Origin of the sequence: Nibribacter ruber (assembly GCF_009913235.1) — a bacterium.
GTDB lineage: Bacteria > Bacteroidota > Bacteroidia > Cytophagales > Hymenobacteraceae > Nibribacter > Nibribacter ruber.
This window is the reverse complement of the sequence record NZ_CP047897.1, coordinates 3294507-3319820: the sequence shown is the minus strand read 5'-3', so window position 1 is coordinate 3319820 and position 25314 is coordinate 3294507. Positions and strand designations below refer to the sequence as shown.

At 52.6% G+C, this 25314-nt stretch carries 18 protein-coding genes; 6 read left to right on the top strand and 12 right to left on the bottom strand.

Annotated features, from left to right (window positions below; all coding sequences use genetic code 11):
- Positions 1-108: 108 nt before the first annotated feature.
- From GU926_RS13985 to GU926_RS13970, 4 genes are all read right to left on the bottom strand, one after another.
- A complete protein-coding gene (locus GU926_RS13985) occupies positions 109-1308 on the bottom strand; it encodes a homogentisate 1,2-dioxygenase (protein WP_160692921.1) in 1200 nt (399 codons plus the stop codon).
- A 171-nt stretch (positions 1309-1479) separates the two neighbouring features.
- Positions 1480-3117 carry a S41 family peptidase gene (locus GU926_RS13980; RefSeq protein WP_160692919.1) on the bottom strand — a complete coding sequence of 546 codons (1638 nt, stop codon included), beginning with the start codon at positions 3115-3117 and terminating at the stop codon, positions 1480-1482.
- Positions 3118-3260: 143 nt separating this feature from the next.
- Positions 3261-3938, bottom strand: coding sequence for a hypothetical protein (locus tag GU926_RS13975; RefSeq protein WP_160692917.1), 678 nt, complete (start codon positions 3936-3938; stop codon positions 3261-3263).
- Between the two features lie 423 nt (positions 3939-4361).
- A complete protein-coding gene (locus GU926_RS13970; protein ID WP_160692915.1) occupies positions 4362-5312 on the bottom strand; it encodes a zinc dependent phospholipase C family protein in 951 nt (316 codons plus the stop codon).
- Between the two features lie 53 nt (positions 5313-5365).
- Between GU926_RS13970 and GU926_RS13965 the strand changes: the two genes are divergently transcribed.
- Together GU926_RS13965 and GU926_RS13960 are read left to right on the top strand one after the other, a co-directional pair.
- Complete coding sequence (locus GU926_RS13965; protein WP_232058338.1) at positions 5366-5761, top strand: glyoxalase superfamily protein; 396 nt, start codon at positions 5366-5368, stop codon at positions 5759-5761.
- A 248-nt stretch (positions 5762-6009) separates the two neighbouring features.
- Complete coding sequence (locus GU926_RS13960; RefSeq protein WP_160692913.1) at positions 6010-6615, top strand: hypothetical protein; 606 nt, start codon at positions 6010-6012, stop codon at positions 6613-6615.
- Positions 6616-6724: 109 nt separating this feature from the next.
- Here GU926_RS13960 and def read toward each other — a convergent pair whose 3' ends face one another.
- Together def and ruvX are read right to left on the bottom strand one after the other, a co-directional pair.
- The gene (gene def / locus GU926_RS13955; RefSeq protein WP_160692911.1) at positions 6725-7291 is read right to left on the bottom strand and encodes a peptide deformylase; all 567 of its coding nucleotides are present in this window, start codon (positions 7289-7291) and stop codon (positions 6725-6727) included.
- Entirely contained in the window at positions 7288-7707 is a 420-nt protein-coding gene (ruvX, locus tag GU926_RS13950; protein ID WP_160692909.1) for a Holliday junction resolvase RuvX, read from the bottom strand. Before ruvX ends, def begins: the two co-directional genes overlap by 4 nt.
- A gap of 154 nt (positions 7708-7861) precedes the next feature.
- On the opposite strand from ruvX, the gene GU926_RS13945 reads away from it, so the two are divergent.
- Positions 7862-9430, top strand: a complete 1569-nt coding sequence (locus tag GU926_RS13945; RefSeq protein WP_232058337.1) for a serine hydrolase — start codon at positions 7862-7864, stop codon at positions 9428-9430.
- Positions 9431-9811: 381 nt separating this feature from the next.
- The gene (locus GU926_RS13940; RefSeq protein WP_160692907.1) at positions 9812-12799 is read left to right on the top strand and encodes a M16 family metallopeptidase; all 2988 of its coding nucleotides are present in this window, start codon (positions 9812-9814) and stop codon (positions 12797-12799) included.
- A gap of 872 nt (positions 12800-13671) precedes the next feature.
- On the opposite strand, the gene GU926_RS13935 is transcribed toward GU926_RS13940, so the two are convergent.
- From GU926_RS13935 to GU926_RS13925, 3 genes are all read right to left on the bottom strand, one after another.
- Positions 13672-15939 (bottom strand): TonB-dependent receptor, encoded by a 2268-nt coding sequence (locus GU926_RS13935; protein ID WP_198001420.1) that lies wholly within the window; start codon positions 15937-15939, stop codon positions 13672-13674.
- A gap of 248 nt (positions 15940-16187) precedes the next feature.
- Positions 16188-18299, bottom strand: a complete 2112-nt coding sequence (locus GU926_RS13930) for a sensor histidine kinase (RefSeq protein ID WP_232058336.1) — start codon at positions 18297-18299, stop codon at positions 16188-16190.
- A 186-nt stretch (positions 18300-18485) separates the two neighbouring features.
- On the bottom strand, positions 18486-21281 hold the full coding sequence (locus tag GU926_RS13925) for an outer membrane beta-barrel protein (RefSeq protein ID WP_160692905.1): 2796 nt from the start codon (positions 21279-21281) through the stop codon (positions 18486-18488).
- 306 nt (positions 21282-21587) lie between these two features.
- On the opposite strand from GU926_RS13925, the gene GU926_RS13920 reads away from it, so the two are divergent.
- Complete coding sequence (locus GU926_RS13920) at positions 21588-22289, top strand: YceI family protein (protein ID WP_160692903.1); 702 nt, start codon at positions 21588-21590, stop codon at positions 22287-22289.
- 114 nt (positions 22290-22403) lie between these two features.
- Here GU926_RS13920 and GU926_RS13915 read toward each other — a convergent pair whose 3' ends face one another.
- A complete protein-coding gene (locus GU926_RS13915; RefSeq protein ID WP_232058335.1) occupies positions 22404-23306 on the bottom strand; it encodes an alpha/beta hydrolase in 903 nt (300 codons plus the stop codon).
- Between the two features lie 242 nt (positions 23307-23548).
- Between GU926_RS13915 and GU926_RS13910 the strand changes: the two genes are divergently transcribed.
- A complete protein-coding gene (locus GU926_RS13910; RefSeq protein ID WP_160692901.1) occupies positions 23549-23860 on the top strand; it encodes a hypothetical protein in 312 nt (103 codons plus the stop codon).
- 185 nt (positions 23861-24045) lie between these two features.
- On the opposite strand, the gene GU926_RS13905 is transcribed toward GU926_RS13910, so the two are convergent.
- Together GU926_RS13905 and GU926_RS13900 are read right to left on the bottom strand one after the other, a co-directional pair.
- Complete coding sequence (locus GU926_RS13905) at positions 24046-24282, bottom strand: DUF2188 domain-containing protein (RefSeq protein ID WP_160692899.1); 237 nt, start codon at positions 24280-24282, stop codon at positions 24046-24048.
- Positions 24283-24397: 115 nt separating this feature from the next.
- Entirely contained in the window at positions 24398-25237 is an 840-nt protein-coding gene (locus tag GU926_RS13900) for a CPBP family intramembrane glutamic endopeptidase (RefSeq protein WP_160692897.1), read from the bottom strand.
- Positions 25238-25314: the final 77 nt, after the last annotated feature.

Genomic DNA, 25314 nt, shown 5'->3' with positions numbered 1-25314 from the left:
TATTTGAATACTTTCCATATAAAGCCAGAGCAGCCTCTCCTTCATCAAGAGAGGCTGCTCTGGCTTTACCCGTTTTTGGCATGTTTCTCAGAAAACAAGCCAAAAACGCTAATCCATCATATCTGCGGGACGTGGTGCCTGTGGGGCTACGTCTGGGTTCCAGCTCATGGGGTAGTTCTGATCCAGCAGTTCCAAGGCATCTACCGCCAAATACAAAGGCTTGAACGTGTCAATCATGACGGCCAGTTCATGGGTTTCTTTCTTGCCGATGCTGGCTTCTACCGTGCCCGGGTGCGGACCGTGCGGAAGGCCGCTGGGATGAATGGTAAACGACCCGATGTCCACGCCTTTTCTGCTCATGAAGTTGCCCTCTACATAGTACAGAATCTCATCTGAGTCTACGTTGGAGTGGTTGTAGGGCGCCGGAATGGCCAGCGGGTGGTAGTCAAACAGACGCGGCACAAAGGAGCAGACCACAAAGCCCTGCGTCTCAAAGGTCTGGTGCACGGGAGGTGGCTGGTGAATGCGGCCGGTAATGGGCTCAAAGTCATGGATGGACAGCGCGTACGGATAGAAATATCCGTCCCAACCCACCACATCCAGCGGCGAAAACCCATAATGGTACTGGTGCAGGAAGCCTTCTTTTTTAATCTGGACCAGGTAATCGCCGGGGGCGTCATCCATCACCAGTTCATGTGGTGCTCTGATGTCACGCTCACAGTACGGTGAGTGTTCCAGCAACTGCCCGAAATGGTTTCTATAGCGGCGCACCGTCTCTACCGGGCTAAAGCTCTCAGTGATGAGCAGACGCACGGGGCCTTCGTTCCATTTCCATTGGTGGATGATGGTTCTGGGAATGACCACATAGTCACCGGCTCTTACCTCCAGGCGGCCCATCTGCGAGAGCAACTCACCCGAGCCTTCATGGATGAACACAATCTCATCTGCCAGTGCATTCTTGTAGAAATACGTCATCTCGCGCTCCACGGGCAGGCAGATGGAAATCACGCAGTCATTGTTCATCAAAACGGTCTTGCGCGCAGACAGGTAATCCTGGCCGGTAGATTCGCCTTTGAACGGACGCAGGTGGTAGGGTGCCAGCTGCACGTTGGACTTGGTGGGCGCGTAGGGAATGGGCTCGTCTATGCGCGTGATCTTGGTAGGCGGGTTCTTGTGGTACAGCAACGAAGAAACCCCGCTGAAGCCCAGCGTGCCCACCAACTGCTCATGGTACAAGCTGCCGTCTGGCTGTCTGAACTGCGTGTGCCGTTTATGTGGAAATGTGCCTAATTTATGATAGTATGCCATTACTAAATGAGTGATTGAGTGATGGATGGATTGAGTGAATGAAGCTGGCTTCTGAAGCGCTCCGTTTTTGGCTTGATTTCCAGGAAACAGGCAAAAAACGACCGAGGGCGCCTGAACAGTAAAGAAACAAAAAAAGCGCAGCAGAATGTACATCCTGCTGCGCTTTCTGGCTTATTTGCCCAGACTAATCTGCCTGGCCTGCCCAAAGGAACTCAGGGCCTTCTGGAAATCTTTGTCCAGCTCATTGAGCACCGGGTAGAAGCCTTCAGACTGGTAAATGCTCCTGGCCACAAAGGCCTTGATGTTGTTTCTGATGATTCTGTCAGAGCGCTTCAGCTCCTGTTGGTTTGCCTTCACCCCGGCCAGCCCAGCATCTTTGAGCATGCCCTGCACCATGGCGTCTGTCACGTTGAAAGAGGCTTTAAACTGCGGGAACGGCATTTTCTCCAGCTCCTTCTTGTGGTCTCTGTAGTAAGACAAGGCATATTCGCGCAGCACGTTTTTGCGGTACAGCTCTACCAGCAGGTTGGTGTACTCCATGGTGTCTCTGGGCACAAACACGTCTGGCATGATGCCGCCGCCGCCGTACACTACCCGGCCATTGTCTGTCTTGTACTTAAGCGAGTCATTGAACTTGATGCTATCCTGGCTGAAGAACTCGCCGTGCTTGTAGCGCTCCTCCAGCTCATTGTCATATTCTTCTGAGGTTTCGGGGCTGTACGGTTTCTGGATGGAACGGCCGCTAGGCGTATAGTACCTGGAGATGGTCAGGCGCAGTTCCCCGCCGTCTGACAAGGAAATGGGTACCTGCACCAGGCCTTTCCCAAAGGAACGTCTGCCCACAATCAATGCCCGGTCATGGTCTTGCAAGGCCCCGGCCAGAATCTCAGAAGCGCTCGCGCTGCCTTCGTTCACCAACACTACCAGGTCACCGTTTTCAAAATCGCCTTTGGCGCGGGCATAGTAGTCAGCATCATATTTAGAGCCTTTGCCGTCTGTGTACACCAGCTTTTTACTACCAGAAATAAATTCATCGGCCATGCGGGTGGCGTGGTCTAAATAGCCGCCGGGGTTGTCTCTTAAATCCAGCACCAGGCGCTTCATGCCTTGTTTCTTGAGCTTGGTGAGCTGCTGCTTGAACTCTTCATACGTGCCGTTAGAGAAGCGGCTCACCTTAATATACCCGGTTTGGTCGTCCACCATGTACCCCACGTCTACTGACACCGACGGAATCTTGCGCCGCGTTACGGTAAAGGCAATCGGCTTCTTTTCGCCGCGGCGCAGAACGGTCAGGTTTACCTTGGAGTTGCGCGGACCGCGCAGTTTGGCGAAGACCTTTTCTGTGGTGAGGTTTCCGCCGGTCATGGACTCATTGTCTACCTTGATGATCTTGTCCCCCGCCTGAATCCCTACTTGTTCCGAAGGGCCTCCGCTCATGGGCGCAATCACATACAACGTATCTCTGAAGATGTTGAACTCCACGCCAATGCCGTCAAAATCGCTTTCCAGATAAGATTTGGCCAGGCTCAGTTCTTTGGCTGGAATGTAGGACGAGTGCGGGTCCAGCTTTTCCAGCATCTGAGAGATGGCGTACTCAGACAGTTCCTCGGTGTTGACGGTGTCCACGTATTCGCGGTCAATGTAGCTGAGGATTTCCCTGAACTTGAGGTAGCCGCGGGCCGTGCCCTCTGGATTACTGGCGCTGGGCCTGAAGACCGTAGCCCCCAGCAACACCCCCAACGCTACCGCCAGGCCCAAAAAGAGCGGTAACCGTATCTGAAACGTGGAATTCTTGATTTTCTCTCCCATGGTATCTGGTAAAACAGGTAAAGGATGGCAATGTTCAGGCGCAAATACAATTGCTCCTCCAGCAGAAAGGCACAGATCGCCGGCCCCTTCCTTCATACTACAATATTCGCCGCTTGAAAGTTGCGTCTGGCCGGGTGGCAGGCCTATAGTTTCTCAGCCATCTTGGTCAGCGCCTTGCCATACGTCAGCTTGTACTTGGCCCTCCCCGTAGTATCTGCCACCGACGTAATGGGCCGGGCCTGCACCCGGGCCGCCGTAGCCATGGCCACTTGCTTGATCTGCTCATTGGGCCAGGAATCCTTTAGGGCTCTCAGGCATTTGTACACCAGTTCTGCGTCTTCAGACTTGGCTTGCAGCAACTGACGGGTGTAAAAGCCAATGGCCTCTTGCAACTGCGGGTTGTTTGGGTCCTGGTAATAATGCCCGAACAGATGGTTGCGCAACATGACGTTGGCCGCCTGCTGCTGCAGAATGAAATGGTAGGGCTCGTCTTCCTGCACTAACAGCAATTCTCTGTACTGGCGGTCTAGCTTGGTCCAGGGGTCTTGCACCACGTGCGCCATGGAAAGACGCTCCACCTGCTTCAAAGGATTTTTGGTATCGTCTTCAGGAAGGTTCAAGCTTTTCACATCAAAGCCCTGGGGCACGGTGATGGCAAAGGGCGCATCATCTATGCCATTGGAGGGCTGCGCCGCCGGGGCTTCTGCGGTGGTGGTTACAGCCTCGTCTTCTTTGGTCTGCGGCGTGCAACTGGCCAGTGCCAGTCCTCCTACCAATACCCATCTATACAGCCTGTGGCCATTTTTTTTCCCTAAAGTCATATTCAAGATGTAAAGCTGCTTTTTCTCTGGCAGCATTCTTTTCTAAAGTAAAGCACTTTCTACTGATTATGGAAATAGATGCCCCAAACTTGCGCAGGTCTTTTGCAAGAGACCCATTTCTGCCGTTTGAGTTGCCTGCCGTTTTTGGTCTGTTTTCTGGGAAACAAGCTAAAAACGTAGCCTCACCTAACCCGCTCCGACGGAGATGGGCATTATAATCTAGCGCGAGTCTCTGGACCCGTGACTAGGGGTGCTGGTTAGTCTCCAGACTAACCTCGCGGGTACCGAAAAAAAAGTGCGCAAATCTCTACTGCTGTAATTATCCGGCCTGCGTTGTCATCTCCCTACCCCTTTCAAAGGGGAAAGATATGCGTTAAACATCGATCAATTCTTTTGTCTTGCCGCTCCTAAAGCTTTTGCAGATCATCGGTCGTCATGCTCTCCGGTTTGGAAGGTGACTTTGTCTGCCTCTAGTTGCTGGCGTTGTTCTGGGGTGAGGGGTTGTAGGTTCTTGAGGTTGGGTTGGCCGGCGTTCACCCAAGCGGTGTACCAGAAGCTGGCCACCAGGTGCGTGGCCAGCCGCATCTGCCGCTCTACCTGGCCTTGCAGGGCTTGGTGGTATTCCTTGCTGAACTCTCTTGAATAGACTTTGACGGTGGTGGTGCCACGTTCCTCCAGGCTGTATTTCTTGTCCTCAGGTAAATGTTGGGTCACTTGCCGTTCAAAGGTGAAGACTGAGTCCAGGGCGGTATTGGAGCGGGCCACAATGTCCCAGGCGGTGCGACTGGGGTTTTTCAAGAGTTGTGGTGGTCCCAGAAAGAAATCATAGTCTAGGCTCCAGAGTTCGGGGAGGCGGCTTTCCCAGAGGCCGTGAATGCCGCGCTGGTTGGTGAACTGGCCGTTGTAGTTCTTGGTGGTGTGCAAGGGCACGCAGGCATCGGCTACGTAATGGCCCAGTTCTGCAGATACTCTTAAAATGCGTTGCACGTCATGCTGTTTGAAGGCCTCGGTGAGTTGGTACTGCATGAAGTTGATATGCCAGGGCACAATGCCATGCCGTTGCAGGGTGTCTAGCGTGAATTGCGAGACGGCGTCCTCCCAGCGGCGGGGAAGCTTGTAGGCGGCGCTGTCACCGTACACATCCAGGTCTATGAAGTGGCGGGCCCCTTCCTCGGGTACGGCGTAGCGGCGCTTGTCTGGGGCTACCGCTTGTTCTGTGATGTAGGCCACGTGCTGTTTGTAGAAGCCAATCATCTCAGGCGGCAACGTGAACACGGCCTGCCGGTTAATGCGCTGGTGTGCGTAAAAGCCCCAGCCACCCGCAGACGCGGCGCACGCCAGGAGAAAAGAGAAGAGTAACAGGATTCTTCGCATGCAGGTATATACGAAGACCAACCGTTGGGTTATTCCTGAAAAAGCTGCTTATCTTGGATCATACTCTGCTCACCTTACCCATTTCCACCATGGCTTCCATCATTCCCATCTTCCGGATTTTTGATTATGACAAGGCCCTTGAATTCTATGTGACGTGGCTGGGTTTCAAAATTGACTGGGAAGACAAACCCGACAATGCACCGCACTATTTGCAACTCTCTCTCCAAGACCTGCACCTGCACCTCACAGAGCACCACGGCGACTGCACCCCCGGCGCCCGGGCCTACATTACGCTTTTCAAAGACCTGAAGGAGTACCACAACCAACTGCTGGCCAAGCCCTACAAATTCAACCGACCATCCTTAGAGGCCACCACCCATGGCGGCAATACCCTTTGCATGGAAGTGATAGACCCGTTTGGCAACAGGCTGACGTTTCATGGGAGGTAGTATCTATTACTAAACATTCCCTTACAAAACTTATGAGAAGCCTCTACAGCGTTATTCTTTTATTTGTACTTATTTCCTGTCAAAACAAAGAGCCGCAGGAAAGTGCCCAAGATAATCTAACAAGAATTCAGTCTACTTCCTCAGACACGATGAGTACTGCATCAGACACGCTAAGTACTTCGTCATCTCTACAACGGAAGCTGCCTGCTTAGCAGGATTCAATAAACATCTCCATTGCTTCTACTGACTTGTTTAAAGTGGAGGATGCCTCGGAAACTGAGTTCAACAAGGCTAAGAAAGAACGCGGCTCTGATTTAATTCAGGACACGCTAAAAATCAGAAAAAACAACAACCAACTTCATCTGTCCTTATCTAATGCATCAACCAAGGAAGTAGTACTGAAAGATACCTTAGCTGACATTTTTGACAACTCAGACTTCCGGAGATACACGTACTTGGGCCAGTTTCCAAAAATCAACCAATATTTGATTGAGAATCACTTATATGAGGATTATAAATGCCTTTTAATTAACAAGAAATCTGGAAAGATAACCCAAATTGGCGGCAGGCCTAGCCTCTCCCCGGATGGCACTTATTTGATCAACATAAACGCCGCTGGTGGAATGGGCGATGAGCCTATTGGTTTCCAAATATGGGAAATCAAACCTGATGCTTCTTTAATTAAGAAAATATATGAGTTTGACCAATTTGAGTGGTATCCCCTTGATTGTACGTGGCAGAATGACCGAACAGCCATCATCAAAATTATTAGCATGAAAAGCCCTGACTATCCAAATATGTATGAGAAAAAGAGCTCGAAAGACTTCATGTATAAGAAGCTTATTTTCAATTAATAACCATGGCAGATGGATCGTTTTCTGCCTCTTTTCGCCAAAACAGCCCAAAAACGAAAAAGCCTCGCTTGTTCTACACAAGTGAGGCTTTTCAATATCTATAAAACGCTTACCGTTTGTTCATGCCGGCAAATTTCATGCGGTAGTCGGCGTCTACGTCTCCTTTGGAGATTTTGGTGAGCTTACCTTTCAGCAACCGTTTCTTCAAACCAGATAGGTGGTCGGTGAACAGGATGCCTTCAATGTGGTCGTACTCATGCTGGATGACGCGGGCCGTGAGGTCATCAAACTGCTCCACATGGGTCTTGCCGTCCAGGTCCTGGTACTGGATTTTGACGTACTCCTGGCGCCAAACTTCTTCGCGCACGCCGGGTATGCTTAGGCAGCCTTCGTCAAAGCCCCACTCCTCGCCAGACTCCTCTAGAATGACCGGGTTGATGAAGGCTTTTTTCACGCCTTTGGCCTTGTCCTCATCTTCCATGAACGGAGTGGAGTCAATCACAAACAGGCGCACGCTCTTGCCAATCTGCGGGGCGGCCAGGCCAACGCCGTGGGCGTGGTACATGGTCTCAAACATGTCGTCAATGAGCTTGGCCAGTTCAGGAGAATCAGTGGCTATGTCTTTGGCTTTGGCTCTTAGAACCGGGTCGCCGTAGGCAACAATAGGATAGATCATAAGTATTGTCTGCTCTCTAAATAACTCTGTAAAATAATGGTGGCGCTTATCTTGTCCACAGTTTCTTTGTTGGCGCGGGCTTTCTTGCCCAGGCCCAGGTCTACCATGGTTCTAAACGCCATTCTAGAGGTAAAGCGTTCATCATGGGTGACCACTTGTTTGCCGGGGAACAACTTTTCCAGCTTGCGCACAAACCCTACCACGTGCTGGGTGTTGTTGGTGGCGTTTCCGTCCAGGTGCACGGGCATGCCCACCACAAACAGATCCACGTCCTCCTTCTGCGCATAGCTCTGCAAAAACGGCAGCACGTCCTGGGCGTGCACCGTGTCCAGCGCCGAGGCAATCAGTTGCAGGGGATCTGTCACGGCCAGGCCCACGCGCTTCACTCCATAATCAATTGCCAGAATGCGCCCCATGCTTTGTCGTTTTTGCCTTGTTTTCCAGAAAATAGCCCGAAAACGACAAAGGTAGCAATTCTGCACCAAACTGTTTTGAAGGCAGCGCGACCCTTTGTTTCAAACCATCTCGCTTTTTACGTAACTTCCTGCCGTAAAATCATACACAGCACCCATGATGTTTTCCATACCCCAAAGATTCTTCCGCAGACAGCTGCTGCTGGCTGCCTTGTTCATCACTGCCCCGTTCTGGGCGCAGGCGCAGGCAGACCTCCAGAAGCTGGATGCTTACTACCAGAAGGCCCTCAAAGACTGGAACGTGCCGGGCATGGCCATCGCCATTGTCAAGAATGATTCTGTGGTGTTTGCCAAAGGCTACGGCGTGAAAGACATGCAGAAAGGCGGCGCCGTGGATGTGAACACCATCTTCGGGATTGCCTCCAACACCAAAGCCTACACCGCCGCCGCCATTGCCATTCTGGTGGATGAAGGCAAGCTGAAGTGGGACGACAAGGTGACTCAATACCTGCCCTACTTCCAGCTGTATAACCCATACGTGACCAAGGAAGCCAACATCAAAGACTTGTTAAGCCACCGCATGGGTTTCCAGACCTACTCCGGCGACTTGCTTTGGTACAATACCACCTTCAGCCGCAAAGAAATTGTGGAGCGTGCCAAGTACTTACAACCCACCTACGGCTTCAGAGACGGCTACGGCTATTCCAACATTGGCTTCATCATAGCCGGCCAGGTGATTGAGGCGGTGTCTGGCAAAACCTGGGAGCAGTTCATCCAGGAGCGAATCTTGCAACCGCTGGGCATGAACCAGACCTACACCAGCATCAACCAGCTCAAAGGGGTTGCCAACGTGACCACGCCGCACGCCAACCCAGCAAAAGAAGGCGGCAAGCCCGTGCCTACCGTGCTTACGGCCTGGGACAACTGGAACCCGGCCGCCGGCATCTTCACCAGCGTGAACCAAGACGTCCGCTGGCTTAAGCTGCAACTCAATAGAGGTAGCTACAACGGCAAGCGTATTTTCTCTGAGGCTTCTTCTCACATGATGTGGACGCTGCATAATTCTACTCCCATTCCTGCCCAGGCGCAGACCCTCAATCCCAGCACGCATTTCTCTGGTGCCGGTTTGGGTTGGATGCTCAATGACTACCAGGGCCGCAAGATTGTGGTGCACGGCGGCGGGCATGAAGGCATGAACAGCCGCACCGTGCTGGTGCCCGAAGAAAACCTGGGCATTGTCATTCTCACCAACAGCATGAGCAGTATCATGGCCCCCATTGCCAACTACACCATTGACCAGTTTTTGGGCATACAGAACGGCCGCGACTGGAGCCAGTTTAACCTGGAGATGGCCGCCAAAAACCGCGCCACCCAGAAAGCCGAAGAAGCCAGGCAGCCCAAAGAGAAAGCGACCAAAGCCAAACTCACCCGCGACCTGAGCGCCTACACCGGCACCTTCTACAGCCCCATGTACGGCAATGCCACCGTGGCCCTGCAGAACGGCAAACTGGTCTTGTCTTTCGCCAACGCACCGGCCCTGGGCGGGGAGCTTTCCTTCTGGAAACAGGACATTTTCAACCTCGCCTGGAAAAACAACTTCGCGTTGTTGACGCCTACCAACGTGCGCTTCCTGCCCGGGCCAGACGGTACTTTGACAGAACTAAGACTGGACGCCCACAACCCAGACTTCCACTTCTCTGAGCTGGAGTTCACCAGAGTGAAGTAATCTTTTCCTGTTTGTTTAGTCGAAGAAGCCCTGCCAGAGAATACCTGGCAGGGCTTCTTCGTTTTTGGGCTATTTCCCAGAAAACAGCCCAAAAACGTGAACTAACTTCTAAGAACCAATCCCATCATGCATCCACCTTTAAAGCGGAACAAGATGCATACGGCACGAATCCATTCCTCTTAGTTGCTCTGGTCTTTATGTAATTTTCCCGCTGCTCCCGCGACTAATCCTGCATCCTCCCCTCTCCGGAAAACCTTAAAATATGACAACCACCTAACTATCATTCAGTTATGGCCAGGTATCCATCTTCGGAGATTTGGAAAAATTTTCTTAATATTATCAAGACAATCACCCTTTCATCCATACAACAAACAAAACAACATGTCTAAAAAGAGTACACTGGTTATCTGCTTGGCCGTTGCCATGTCTATGCAGGCCCAGGCACAGAAAAAAGCGACTCCGGCTAAAAAAACGGCCACTACGGCGGCAAGCGCCAAAGGCCAGCAAGGCAGCACGCGCCTTATAGAAAAGGTTACCCGCAAGCCCGGCGAACTGAAGATCCCGTATGAGAAATACCAACTGCCCAACGGCTTGACCGTGGTGGTGCATGAGGATCATTCAGACCCAATTGTACACGTAGACGTGACCTACCACGTAGGCTCGGGCCGTGAAGAGGTGGGCAAGTCTGGTTTCGCGCACTTCTTTGAGCACATGATGTTCCAGGGGTCAGACAACGTGGCAGATGAGGAGCACTTCAAGATTGTGTCTGAAGCCGGCGGAACCTTGAACGGCACCACCAACCGCGACCGCACCAACTACTTTGAAACCATGCCGAGCAACCAACTGGAGACAGCTATTTGGTTAGAGGCAGACCGCATGGGCTTCTTGCTAGACGCCGTAACCCAGCAGAAGTTTGAAGTACAGCGCGAGACCGTGAAAAACGAGCGCGGCCAGCGCGTAGACAACGCCCCGTATGGCCTGTCTTATGAGAAAACCAGCGCCGCCTTGTATCCATACGGTCACCCGTATTCCTGGACCACCATCGGGTACATTGAAGACCTGAACCGCGTAAACGTAAACGACCTGAAGAACTTCTTCCTGCGCTGGTACGGTCCCAACAACGCTACCCTTACCGTGGGTGGTGACGTGACGCCAGAGCAAGTAGTGAAGCTAGCTGAAAAATACTTCGGCTCTATTCCTAAAGGCCCTGAGGTAAGAAACCAGAAGCTGCCGGCGCCGGTATTGGCCCAGGACCGCTACGTGTCTTATGAAGACAATGTACGCTTCCCTTCTCTTACCATCACCTTCCCAACGGTTCCATCCAATCACCCAGATGAGCCAGCCTTAGACGTATTATCCCGCATTATTGGCGGCGGCAGAACGTCTATCATTTACCAGAACATGGTAAAAACCCAGAAGGCCAACTCAGCGGGTGCTTATCATTCTACCTCAGAACTGGCCGGCGAATTCACGCTAACGGCGCGGGTGCTGCCTACCCAGAACCTGGCAGACGCAGAGAAACAACTGCGTGAGTCTATGGCTGAGTTTGAGAAGCGCGGCGTGACCGATGAAGACATTGAGCGCTACAAGGCTTCTTATGAGTCTGGCATGGTGAACAGCCTTTCCAGCGTGTCTGGCAAGACCTCTATGCTGGCTGCTTACCAAACCTTTACCGGCAACCCTAACTACCTCACCAAAGAGATGCAGGCGGTTAATTCTGTGACCAAGGCAGACGTGCAGCGGGTGTACAACCAGTACCTTAAAGGCAAGAAAGCCGTCTTGCTAAGCGTAGTGCCTAAAGGCAAGTCTGACCTGATTGCCAAAGCTGACAACTTTAAAGTAGATGCCACCGGCTACAAAGCCCCGGCAGACCAGTATTCTGGCTTAAAATACACCAAGGCCACAGACGCCTTTGACCGCAGCAAGCGCCCGGCCGCCGGAGCCAACCCGGTCATTACCGTTCCTCCGTTCTGGAAAGAGCAATTGTCTAACGGCATCAAGGTGATTGGCGCCAAGTCTGACGAGGTACCCACCGTGACCTTGCTGTTCACGCTCCAGGGAGGCCACAAACTGGAAGCGCATGATCCGTCTAAGGCAGGTCTGGCTTCTATGACGGCCTCTATGCTGAATGAGTCTTCCCAGAAATTTACGTCTGAGGAAATCAGCACGCAGTTAGAGAAACTTGGTTCTTCCATCTCTTTTGGCAGCGGCGCTGAGAGCATGACCGTTCAAGTGTCTTCTCAGGTGAAAAACCTGGATGCCACCCTGGCCTTGCTGGAAGAGCGCATGTTCCGTCCAAGATTTGACGCCACTGAATTTGACCGCCTGAAAAAGCAGCGTCTGGAGGCCATCAAAAACCAGAGCACCCAGCCTACCACCGTGGCAGACAACGTGTACAACAAAATGCTGTACGGCGAAGGCAACATCCGCGCGGTTCCGGTAGTGGGAACGGTGAAGACCGTAGAGAACATCTCTCTGGAAGACGTGAAGAAATTCTACAATGACTACTTCTCTCCTTCTGTCACCAACCTGGTTATTGTAGGCGACACGGACCAGAAGCAGATCATGTCTAAGCTGGCCTTCCTCAACACCTGGAAACCTAAGCCAGTGAACATGCCCGCCGACACCAAATTGGCTGGCATTGACAAGACCAAGATCTTTATTGTAGACAAAGAGAAAGCCGCTCAGTCTGAGATTCGTATTGGGTACATGGCCTTGCCGTATGATGCCACCGGCGAATACTACAAAGCCAACCTGATGAACTACGTGTTGGGTGGGGCGTTCAACAGCCGCATTAACCTGAACCTGCGCGAAGACAAAGGCTACACCTACGGCGCCCGTTCTGGCTTCTCAGGCACTGAGGAAGCTGGTCCGTTCACGGCTTCGGCGGGCGTGCGTTCCAATGCCTCAGACGCCTCAGTGGTTGAGTTCATGAAAGAAATCAAGCGCTTCAGAGAAGAAGGCATCACGGATGCAGAATTGGCTTTCATGAAGAACGCCATCGGACAGTCAGATGCCCGCCGCTATGAGACTTCCTTCCAGAAGGCTGCCTTCTTGAACAACATGCTGCGTTATAACCTAACGCCAGACTATGTGGCCAAGCAGAACGAGATCCTTCAGAACATCACCAAGGAGGAGATCAACGCGCTGGCCAAGAAGTACCTACCCGTTGACAACATGAGCATTATGCTGGTAGGCGACAAAGCCGCCATCAAGCCAGGGTTGGAGAAACTAGGCTATGACGTGGTAGAGCTAGACCCAGACGGTGCTCCAGTGGCACCAGCTGCGGCGGCTGCTCCAGTAGACGTAAAGAAAGAAGAGCCTAAGAAAGGCCGTAAACCAAAAGATACGGTAGGTAGAACTTTCTAATCTGATTCTTAAGCGGTGGGTAGGCATTCGTTTACCTGTCCACCGTTTTCAAGGCGTTTCCAGGGATAAAGCCCTCGGAAACGCCTTTTTTTTATGGTTGGCGGCGGAGTGCCTTTGATGCTGTTTTGTTAATGGGGCCTGAAGTTGGTCTTTCTTTCAATGCTGTTTTGTTACTATGGAGCGGATTCACTTCCGTGACTTGCTGGTAGGCATTTGTCGTGTTCTTCCGTTGGCTGTTCCCTTGGCAGTACCGCCTGTTCCGGTGCGCACTCACTTCCTTGTTGCATTTCTTCCGGTAAGCGCTCACGGCCGCGGGGCCTCGTCCTGTCCCTTCGCACTGCTGTTGTTTGTGGGACTTTGTCCCTGCCGCCGCTTCCAGCGGCGCACAAACACCAGAGGCGCTCAGGACCAGGACTGGTTTTGGTTCCAATTCTGCGTCTGCTGGATGGCTGGCTTTATTGATTGCAGGTAAGTGCAGTTCTTGTCGCTGCAGAGTCGTTCGTGCTAAAGCACGGTTTGCTTTATTCTTTCCGTTGGTAGTATGGTGTGTTCCTAGCTTCAATGGGTTGAGACAGCAATCTTTGGAACTGAACTTTTAGCCTTTGTCAGCGGAGATTTCTCCCTTTGAGGAGGCGAAGGAGGGTGTTTATACTTGCAGATGAAACGTTTCCCTCCTGTTTTAGGAGGGCCTAGGGTGGTAGCAGAAATGCGCAACATGACTAGTTGCAGCACACCCCTACCTCAGCTATTTTTAACTGAAGCCACCGTTTTTCGCCTAATTCCTAGAAAATAAGCCAAAAACGGCTCATTACGAAGAGAAAACTACCTACTACCTCAATCCTGAAAATTAACTTTCATCCTGTAAATCCTGCTTAAAAACTCTTGCGCAGTTGCAGGGCGCTGTAAAAATTCCGACCAGGGGCGGCTTGAAAATAGCGGTTCCCGAAACCGTTTAAGTCATTACCCAGGCTGTACAACTCATCGGTGGCATTTTCTACGCCACCATATAGGTCTATATGCCAGGTCTGCCCCAAGGTCCTCCTAAAACCAACTTTGCCGCCAAATACCAGATAAGCATCGGCATAAACGGTGTTGGCATCATTCAAAGGCAGGTCGCTGGTGTAGATGGTGGTGAGGTTCAGGTACACGCCTAAGGGGCTTTCGGCGTCTAGTCCGGCCGTGAGGACATGGGCTGGGGTGCCGGTGAGGGTGTTGCCAGAAAAATCATCCTCGTTGGGTTGGTAGTTCCTGAACCGGAAGTGGTTGTACGTGTAGGCGGTCCAGACCCTCAGGAGGCTGACGGGTTGCTGCGGCGCTTGCAGAAGGGTATAGCCCAGCGCTACTTCTAGGCCCTGCTGGCGGGTGGCGCCTGCATTCTGAAACACGTCTATGTCTTGCGGGGTGCTTTGAATGAGGATGGTTTCTTTCAGGTCTAGCCGGAAGCCCACTATGTCATACACCAGTCGTTCCTTCCATAGACTTCCCCGCACGCCAAGCTCATAGTTGGTGCCTTGTTCGGGTTGGAGGGCGGTGTTGAAACTGCCGTCTGAAGGGCGCACCTCGGCCTCTGTGGGTGGGGAGAAACCGGCACTTATACTGGCGTGGGCAGAGAACTGCGGCCAGAAGACTTTCACCAAGCCCACTCTGGGCGAAAACTGAGGATCAAAACCTCTGCTGTTGCTGGAACCCAGGCCGGTAGTGCCGGTGGTTACCCGCGTGAGGTCATAGTGCAGGGTGTTCAGGCTTCCGCCCAAGGTGAGGATAAACTGCGAGGGCAACTCCAGTTCTGCCTGCCCGAAGACAAAGCCCTGGGTAGCCATCACCTCATCGTCAAAAGACAAAGTGCCGGCCGAGCCTTTCACATTTTGGTAGTGCCGGGAATTGACGAAGCTGCGCTGGCCTTCTGCACCGAACACCAGACGCGTGGGCAATTGGGCCAACTGGGTACGGTAGGTGGTACGGGTTCTGCCGCCAAAACTTTGGTTGGTGTTGCGCTCATAGTCGTTGGTGAACGGATGGTTCAGGAAGCTGAACACGCCAAATAAACTGGTGCTGTTGCTCCAGCGGTCATTGAACTGGTAGCTGTGCACCAGGCCCAGATTCAATCCATCTAAATTGATAGACGCGTTCTGGTCTTTGTTCAGCTGCCGGGCCTGCCGCGGATTGGCCTCATATTGTTCACGGGTAAGCGCGCCGGGCAGCTCATAATACAAGTCTGAGTACAGGGCATGAAAGGAGAACGTCTGCTTCTGGGTAGGATAAAACTGGCCCGAGAGCAAAACGGTCTGCCGGTCCATGGCGCTTTGTTCGCGGTAGCCGTCCAGGGCCTGCCGATCATAGCGCAACAGCAGGTTTGATTTCTCGGTGGCAACGCTGGCGCCTGCAAACCCTCGGCGCAAGCCGTAAGAGCCTACCAAACCACCCGCCATCACGCTGCTTTCTGAGGATCTGGTGGTTTCCAGCAGCACGGTGCCACCCGTACCTGCGCCATACACGCTTCCGGCAGGTCCTTTGATCACTTCTACGTTGCCAATAGTGGCCGCATCAAGTAGGTTCAGGGGAATGGTGCCGTTGGCTTCTACCAGCGGAATCTCATTGAGGTAAACTTTCACGTTGCGTACCCCAAACGGCGCCCGCAGGCTGCTGCCCCTGATGGAGAGTCGATAGCTGGCGGTGGCTCTCTCTTCCATGCGCACGCCGGGCAGCGTATTGAGCGCGGGCACCAAGGTGGTCTCTGAAAACCGCTGCAGCTCCCTGCCGGAAAGTACGCCAATGGCACCCGCGGTTTCCTGCAAGGGTCGCCGGGTCTCATAGCCGGTTACCACCACCTCGCGTAACCGCGTCACTTCTGGACTTAACAAGATCAGCAAATCTTGCGATGCTGTTGGCAAGGCCACGACCACCGTTTTATAACCGAGCAAGGACACTGACACCGCTGTGGCATCTACTGGAACCTCCAAAGAAAACCTTCCTTCTGCGTCTGTCACCGTCCCGGCGCTAGTGCCCACTCCTGTTACGGCAACGCCCACCAAAGGCTTTCTGGTTTGCGCCTCCTGCACCTGCCCAGTGACCATCTGCTGCGCCCCGGCAGAAAAACAAAACCAAAAAGAAAGAAGCAGCAAAAGGAAGAAGTGTCGCATGGATGTATGAGCGATTAAAGCAGGTCAATGGGTGGGTGCCCAGTTCAAAACCAGAAAACAGTTGAGAGATTTTCGCCCTGGATGTTTAGAGGCTTACGTCCTTTCTTTTCATGAAGGAAAGCAGCCGCCGCACAAGCTCCCCAAAAGAGTGGTTTCAAGAGTTGTAGTCTTCTGCAGCGCCTTGTCCGTTTTTGGCTTGTTTTCTGGCAAACAGGCCAAAAACGGACTGACCGGGTTCGGACTGACGCCTATCTTTTAAAATAGACCTTGAACGTAGTTCCCTGGCCTATGGTGCTTTCTACCTCAATGTGGCCACCAGCGTTTTCTACTATGCGCTTGACAATGTAGAGGCCAATGCCGGTACCTTCCACGTGGTCATGCAGGCGCTTGAACATGGAGAAAATCTTGCCGTGGTCACTTACCTTGAGGCCCAGGCCGTTGTCCTGCACGGAGAGCATCACGTGGGTGGGAGTTACGTCAGTGGCAATGCGCAACACGGGCGGCCGCTCCGGAGACCTGTATTTGAGGGCGTTGCTGATGAGGTTGTACACCACGCTGCGCACGTTTTTGGCGGAGAACTGGATGGAGGCATTAGAGGTGAAATCCGTTTCTACGCGGGCTCCGGCCCTTTCCATGGCAGAGTCAAAGTCAAGGCATACCTTTTCCACCACTTCGGCCAGGTTAATGGAACCTACGTCCTCCCCGGCTTCGCGCTGTATTTTGGCAACTTCGGTTAGGTCAGAGACGGTGCGTTTAAAGCGCTCCACAGATCCTTGGATGAGGCTTACTACCCGGCTCACCACCTCGCGCTGCAGTACCTGGGGCGGCAGGTCTTCAATGAGGGCGTCAATGAGTCCCTCAATGTTGGAGATGGGCGCGCGCAGGTCATGGGAGGCCGAGTACACAAAATTGTCCAGGTCTGCGTTGATGGCCAGCAGCTCGCGGTTCTTGGCTTCCATCTGGTGACGGGCCTCTACCTGCTCATTGATGCCCAGGGCAATGGCAATCACGCCCATGATGTTGCCTTGGGTATCGCGCAGCGGATGGTAGACAAAACTCACGTACACGGTCTCCAGAGCACCATTGCGCATAAGTTCTATCGCCAACTCATTGTTGACATAGGGAATGCCCGTTTGCACTACGCCGTCCAGCAGTTCTTTGATGCCTTGGTTTCTTACTTCGGGTAGGGCTTCCAGGACCGGCTTGCCAATGACGTCTTCATACTTCTTGCCCCACAGCTCACAGATACCAGGATTGGCCATGTCTATCATATGCTCTGGGCCAGACATGATGCAGATGGCCACGGGTGCCTGCTGGAACAACTCCGTCAGGTAGGCCTGCCGGCGCGATGTTTCCAGCTGCGCCTGCACGCTGGCAATGGAGGTGGCAATCTGGCCGGCCACCAGCTCATGAAAGTCCTGGTAGGGCAGGTCATAGTCTAGTTTGTTGCTCAGGCCCGCCACCAGAAAACCCAGCATGTCTTCTTGTCCCGGCCGAAAGATGGGCACCATCACTGCTTTTTCATGGGCGGGAACCTGTCCCGCTGGCACAAAGCTGCCGCCGTGGTGCAATACTACTTCTTTCTGCCGGCTGCGCTGCGTTCGGGCCAAGGGCCAATAGCCGGGCTTACCTAGCTCCTCTTGCAAGGAAATGACCGAGGGCGCCATGGTTTCTGTGACACCTGCCTGCCCCAGCAACTGCACCTCAGACTCCTGCTCATGCAGCAGGTAAATCTGGCAGAACGGCACGTCTCCTACGTTTTGGGTAAGCAGGTGGCAAATGGTCTGGCAGGCGTCTGCCAGGGTTTCTATTTGTGAGGTGCCCTCAGAGATGTCTTTCAGGGTTTTGAGCCGTCTTTGGCCCAGCACGGTCATGGTTTCTTCATAACACGCACAGAAAATCCCATTTACAAGGCCTTCGTCATCAAAAGCAGGGCTATAGGAGAAAGTCCAGTAGGTGTCTTCCATAAAGCCTTTGCGTTTTAGGGGAATGTAAAGCCCCTGTGCATAGAAAGGCGCGCCGCCGGTCAGGATGGGTTCGGCAATCTGGCCTAGTTGGTCCCAAGCCTCGGCCCACAGCACTCTGGCAGGCGTTCCTAAGGCTGCTGGGTGCTTTTCTCCCAAGGCCGGCAGGTAGGCGTCATTATGAAAGGCATATAACTCCTGGCTCCACCACACAAACATGGGAAACCTGGAGTTGAGGAGTAACCTGATGGTGCTCTTTAAGCTCTCTGGCCAGGCATCAGGACTCCCTAAAGGATGAGACGCCCAGTCATAGGACCGCATGAGAGCCCCCATCTCCCCGCCTCCCAAAAAGATATTAGAGGAGTCTTGCGTTATGGAAGGAGTAAGAGTAGACATACAAAAGGATAGAGCAGTATAGCAGATTCTCTGGACGTGTCCGCCAAGAGTCTAGTTCAAGAACTAGTTCTCTACGTAAGAGCCCGCACTTAAGATATATACTTTTTGCTATCTATTGATATTTTAAAATGAAAGAGCCCCATTTGGTTTGGGGCTCTTTCCAGAAAAACAGGCTAAAAACGACCCTTAGAACCTAAAGAAGGTATTGGTACCGCCCACCTTGCCGCCAAAGTTTCTGATGTTGTAGGTGAACGTGACCAGGCCGTACCGGCGCAGCACCACCGTCTGGTAATCTTCTACCAGGTTTTCTCTGATGGAACGGTAGGCGCCAATGTTCTGGTCCAGCAGGTCATACACAGAGAACTTGAGCTGGGCGCGGTCATTTTTCAGGAACAGGAACGTGACGCCCACATTGAGGCGGCCGTTGTCTCTGCGCAGGCCGGGGGCCACGTTGGAGTTGTAGCTGTAGTCAAAATTGGCCTCCCAGACTACGCGCTTGGGCAAACGCACCACTACCCCGGTTCTGGAGGTTCTGGTCACAAAGCTGATGTCCTTAAAACCCGAAGAGGTGTACGTGCTGTTGCGCAGGCCCAGGGTGAAGGTCTCATTGAACTCCAGCTTGTCATTGAGGTTCATGGTGGCCCTGAGCGTAGGGTTCCAGGACACGTTCTGCCCGTAGCTGCGCACGCTGTTGACCAGAATCAGAGACTTGGTGTAGTTAAACCACATGGAGGCCCCCAGGGAGAATTGGCGCTTGCCGTCAAACTTGTAGTCCTTGTTCACGTCTGCGTTGGCGTTAAACTGCCAGTTGCCGTCTGTGTTGACAGGACGCAGCGTTTGCACCTTGGTTTCTGGGTCAATGGTTCTGGCCCGGGTCACGGCGTCCTGGCTGATGCTTCCAGAAATGTACATCCAGTAGTTGATGGAGCGCTTGGCGTCAAACTTGCGGTAGTTAAGGTTCACCGAGTTGGAGATGGTGGGCGTTAAGGCGGGGTTTCCTTCCTGCACCAGCAAGGTGTTGGAATAATCTGCCACGGGCTGCAGGTCTGCGGCAGAGGGTTCCCGCACGTTCACGTTGTAGCTCAGGTTAAAGCCTTTCCAGGAGGCCGTCAATGATGGGAACACATAAAAGTAGTCCTGCGGAATGTCCTGGGCCTTCAGAAACGTGTTTTCAATGTTGAGCAGGGTAAAGCGCACACCCGGTTGCAGGACCAGGTCTTTGTACTTCCATTTTACACTGGTGGTAAGGTAGTTTCGCCAGCCGCTTCTTTCCACCTCGTCTGAGAGGGCCAGGATCTGGTACGGGTACTCGCCGGTCTCATTGTTCCCGTCATAGGTGTTCACCAGGTTCTGGTTCTCAAAATACTCGGTGTTGAACCTGGCCACGGCGCTCAGCGTCTTACTAAAAGGCTCTGTAAAGGAGAAAGAAGTGTTGACGGCCGTGTTGTTCACCTCATTGGCGCGCAGCTGGTCTGTGTAGTCTACAGAGGCCTCAGGTCTGTAAAAGCGGTCTGTGATGGTGTAGTACTGCTGCTGATCACCCAGGTTGAAGTTGTAATTCCCGAAGAAGTTGAAGGACCGGCCTTTCTTCTTTCTGGAAAGGCGCTCATAGGAGGTCTCACCGGACAAGGTGGTGTTGTCACTCTCCATAACCTGCCGATTGTCGCTTTCATTGGCCAACACGCCGAAATTGCCGGTGGTGGTGGTAAACTGGCGCTGGTTGGTTCTGGTGGTAGCAAACGTGATGCCGGGAGTAATGCTGAACGTGGTGAGGGAGTCTATCTTCCAGTCCAGACGGCCGCCTATCCTGTGATTGAGGCTCCGGGAGAACTGGTCTCTGCTGCGGCGGCTGTTGGTGGTATCTTCCTGTAGCGTCTGCAGCGAGTTCACAATCTGGTCCAGGTCTGCGTCAATGCCCCCGAAGAAGTACTGCAGGTTCAGTTTCAGGTCTTTGGCCAGAATGGTGTTGAAGTTGCCGCCCGCGCCGCTGGACTGCTGAATACCGTCTTCGGTGCCGCCAAAGGAGATGCCATTCACCGCGAAGCCGCCGTCACTGCGCACCATGATGGAGTTCATGCCGCTTCTATTGAAACCGCCTATGCGCGAGATGTCCTCAAACCCGAAGCCCGGCCGGTTCAAGCTGTTGGAATAGCCTAGCAAGCTGATCTGGGTGGTGTCTCTGAACACGTTGAGAATGCCGCCGGCCTCATACAGCTTGCCCGTGCCTTTGCCCGCGTAGGCCTTGCCAAAGGCGCCCTGCTTGATGCCTTTCTTGAGTTTTAAGTTGATCACCTGCGGAATCTCGTTCACGGGCAGGTCTGGGTCGCGGCGCACGGCGTCTGGGTCATTGACCACCTGCACCTTCTCAATCATGTCGGCTGGCAGGTTTCTGGAAGCCACCTTGGGGTCATTCCCGAAGAACTCCTTCCCGTCCACCAGAATCTTGTTCACGCGCTTGCCGTTCACAGAAATATCACCCGCCTGGTCTACGGTCACGCCCGGCAGTTTCTTCAACAAATCCTCCAGCAGTGCCGTGGGCAGGGTTTTGAACGAGTTGGCGTTGAACTCCAGCGTGTCCTTGCGCACAATGATGGGCGGCGTCTCAGCCGAGATCAGCACCTCGCCCAGCACGTTGTCGGTCATGGTCATGCCTATCTCGCCCAGGTCTAGGTTGAGCTGCTCTGGCGTGAGGGTGAACTCCTTCCGGTAGGTTTTGAAACCAGTCATGGAGATGACAATGCGCAAGGGCTGGTTCACCGCCAGGCTGGGCACTCTAAAGCCTCCCTTCTCATCACTCACCCTGAACGTGACCAAGGAGGTGTCCTGGGCGGTATACACGGCAATGGTGGCATAGCCCAGCGGCTCTTTGTGCTGCACGTCCAGCAGTTTGCCTTTCACCTCGCCTTTTTGATTCTGTGAGAAAGCCCGCCCGGGCAGAAGAACTACAGCTGAAAAGAAAACCAGCAGTAAAATTGATTTCATGTGTTTGTATAGTAGGTGAATGGTTGGGAAGTTAATGTTAGCTAAAATCAAAGGCACTTGTCGCCTTTCGGGCCGTGTTTAACAAAACATTAACAGCCTGCCCTCTACAGCGCCTCACCCAAGGCCGTTTTTAGGCTATTTCCCAGAAAACAGGCCAAAAACGAACATGCTCGTCTTATAAAGTCTATTGCAACCAATCCTTTTAAGAACCACCAACCTACTCATAACCAAGAAGGTAAATCGCCGTTCAAGTCAATTCAACCAGTAGGTTACAGCAACCACCCATCCATCTTCAACTACACACCTATGAAAAAGTCCTTTTGTATGTACACGCTTGGCCTGCTCCTGGCCGCCGGCCTGGGCCTTGCCTCCTGCGACAAGGCTCCCAAGGGAGACACCGCCAACATTACAGATGAGAAACAAGCCGCCAGCGCCACCGGCCAGACCTTTGTGGTAGACACCGCCGATTCTAGAGTGAAGTTTACCGGTAACGGCGTAGGAAAGAACCACCCGGGCTACTTCCACCTGGCCTCTGGGCAGGTAACGGTGGCCAACAACCAGCTCACGGGCGGTACGTTCCTCATCAACATCAACTCCCTGGACCTGGAGCAAGAAGGCGAAATGTTTGACACCAAGCTGCGGCCCCACCTCTTGAGCGGCGACTTCTTTGATGCGGCCAAGTTTGGCACCGCCGCCTTTGAGATCACCAACGTTGCCCCGTATGAGCCCAACAGCAAAGACACGTCTCTGGTAGAGGGCGCCAACTTCAATGTGAGTGGCAACCTCACGCTCAAAGACGTGACCAAGAACATCACGTTCCCGGCGCGCATTGACCTGGACGACAACGGCATCAAAGCCAAGGCCAACTTTGACATTGATCGCCGCCAGTGGCAGATGAACTATGGCAATGACAAGACCCTGGGAGACAAGTTCATCTCTGAGACCGTGAACATTGAACTGGACCTGAAGGCCAAGAAACCCAATGAGGCCGCCGCAGACGGCGTATAACCCTCGTTTGCCTTACAATTGAAAGAGCCCGAAGACCTAGCGTTTTCGGGCTCTTTTCATGAAAACAGGCTAAAAACGGCAGCCTTGGCCTGGGTGTGACTTCTTTGACGGCAATTACTTTTTTGCCAACACCTCTTTCACCGCCTGCTCTACGGTAGACCAAACCGGCGACGTGGGTGCCACCAAATCAAAATGGCCGGCATTGGGCACTATCACCTCTTGGACCAGGTACTGCTTTTGGCTTGAGAAACTGGCCATGCTCTTCGCCTGGCTAACCGGCACAATGGGATCTTTGTCTCCCTGCACCATGCGCACCGGAAGCTTGAGGGGCATGCGGCCCAACGGAGAAGCTACCGCGTAAAGGTCGGGCACCTGGTCTAGCCTACCGCCCATTAACTGAGGAACGGCGCTGTTGCAGCTTCCGGGGGCGGTGGCATAGGTTTTTAAATCTGCTATTCCGGCCAAAGAGACTACTCCTTTTATCTTGAGGGGCTTCTGCTTGTAGAGCGGGCTTTCCTTGGAGATACAGTGTCTGGTTGCCGCCCACAACGCCAGATGCCCGCCTGCCGAGTGTCCCATCAACACCACTTCTTTGGCGTTCACCGGGTATTGTTTGGCCAATTGCTTCACAAAGTCTATGCCCTGCGCCACGTCCAGAAACGTACCCGGCCAACCGCCGCCCGGATTGCCTACCCGCCTGAATTCAATGTTCCAGGTAGCATAGCCGGCTTTGGTGAGGGCGGCGCTTGCGTGGTTCATGTACTGGTAATTGTATTGAGAAAGCCAGCAACCGCCATGAATAACCACCACCACCGGGAAGGGACCTTTGCCCTGAGGCAGCCGCAACTCGCCAAACTGCAAAGAATCTGTGCCATAGGATATTTCCTGGCCCGGCGCAGGCTTGGGCAGTTGCATCAAGTCTTGCCAGGTGATGAGTTTGGGTGCGGCGGTTTGGGCTTGGAGCGATGTGGCACAAACAGATAGACACAGGCAAAGGAGAGCAAACAGGTGTTTCATGGGGCAGGAACAGCAAATTTAAACAGCCTGGCAAGCTAGTGATTTTGGCTGAAAGCTTCTGTCACTGATGCCACATGCACCTAGTTGCTTGCAAAGGCTTTATTCTTCTATTAAGATTATACCACACTACAAGTGCCAACCATAGGCCTCACAACGCATTGGCTGTCATTAAAATACCTACATTTAAGTATTCAGATTATTGAATGTTATGGCTTATTTTATGCTGCACCAAAGACCTTCTAATGAAAAGATTCAATTCCATTTTTATGCTCTTAGTAGCTGTTTTCTTCAGTGTCACTTTAACCTCTTGCCCGGGCGGCGGGGATGATGACGAAGACCTGGCAGGTAACTGTACAGAAGAACTAAGACAAGCCTACCTAAAAGTCTCTGACACAGCTCAAGCCTGGGCTGCTGCCAACGGATCTGCGGCCACCTGCGCGCCCTACAAAGACGCCGTGGTCAATTTAATAGCCAAAGCCAAACAGTGCGGCACCGCCGCCGAGGTACAGCAAGGCGAACAGCTTCTCACCACCTTGAAGCAACTGTGCCCCTAAGCCTCTGACCAGCCAAGCTACGCCTAGGGCTTGCTTCTTTGCACAAAGCCACCGCCTTAGCAAGCATCTTCCGCTACCCATCCACCAAAAGAGCCCGAGAACTTAGCGTTTTGGGGCTCTTTTGGTGAAAACAGGGCAAAAACGGATCTGCTCTGTTTTAAATATGATAAGGATTGACGATTAAATTATCCTTTAGTCTTTTCTGGGTCGCTGCCTCTAGGGAAGGTGCGTTCCTCTTCTATTTTGCCGTCCTGGGTATGGATGATGACCGAGCTGGTGTTGTGGTTCTTGGCTATCTCAATGGTCTTCTTCACCACCTCCTGCTTGTTGGTACCCGTCACCGAGGCTCTCTGTCCGTCCTCCAACTTGCCTTCCCAACCTTCCTCGGTTTTGTTCACGTGATATATCTTTCTCTCTGTCATGGCTTTCTACACGTTTGGTTCAGAGGATTTTTACTGAGGGAGGCCGTAGAAAGTTACCTCAATTGCGCTGAAAATCTGAATTGACAGATCCAGTCCTAACCCCTTACAAGAGTTTCTAAACCCAGGCAGGTTCCAACGTCTCTTTAGGCTTTCTCCAAATAAGAGCCATCATGTAAAACGCGATGCTGTTGTACAAAAGCATCGATACATCTGAGGCTAAAACCGCCAATTGGAAGTTAGCCAATGCGTGAAAAATGCTCACAAACAAAATATTCCGGGTCCTGAGGTAAAGCACTGCGTAAATAATGCCGCTCCAAAACAAGTTGCCTTGCGTGCTTAGTAAGGCATCCAAGGAAGTGACGTCATACCTAAAAAGGTCTCTTGGCAAATGAGAAACTGCAAACGCCAACTGGGTAATCACCAAGGCCAACAGTAGGGCTATTGGTTTAAACTTAACCACTTTTTTCAGAAGCAAATAGAACTGCGGAAGTAAGTAGGCCCTGTTCAAAACCTCCTCTAGAAAAGCGCCTATGATGATGTTGAAGACAAAAATGCCTATGGCTTTTGAAAACCCTTCAAACGATGAAAAATGCGTGGTCAGGGTCAGGCTTTGCCCCGAAGAAACAAGCTTTAGCCACAGGACCGCTTGCACTATCAGATAAGCAGCACACCCCCAAATAAGTCCTTTCTTTATTTCTGCCTTCTGCAAGGAAAGATGACTCCATTGTAAGCTATCCTTCCGCTTAAAGAAAAGAAGCAACGCTGTCCATAGCAAGTACACAATGAGTCCCCAGCCCAGCAGGTATCCTTGGTTTTCTAAAAGCCCCTTCCACGCCTCCACCTCAAAGACCAAATTGGCCAGCAAAGGAATGAAAGCCATGCTGAAGATGACGCCCAGCAAGACCCAGGCCTTACTCTGGGGAGTGGATTCTAAAAAGAGGAAAAGCTTGTTCATATTGGTTGGTTAGGAATTGAATATAGCTTTTTCTAAAGATAGTCCTGAGACAAAATTCTATATGAAACCAAAAGAGC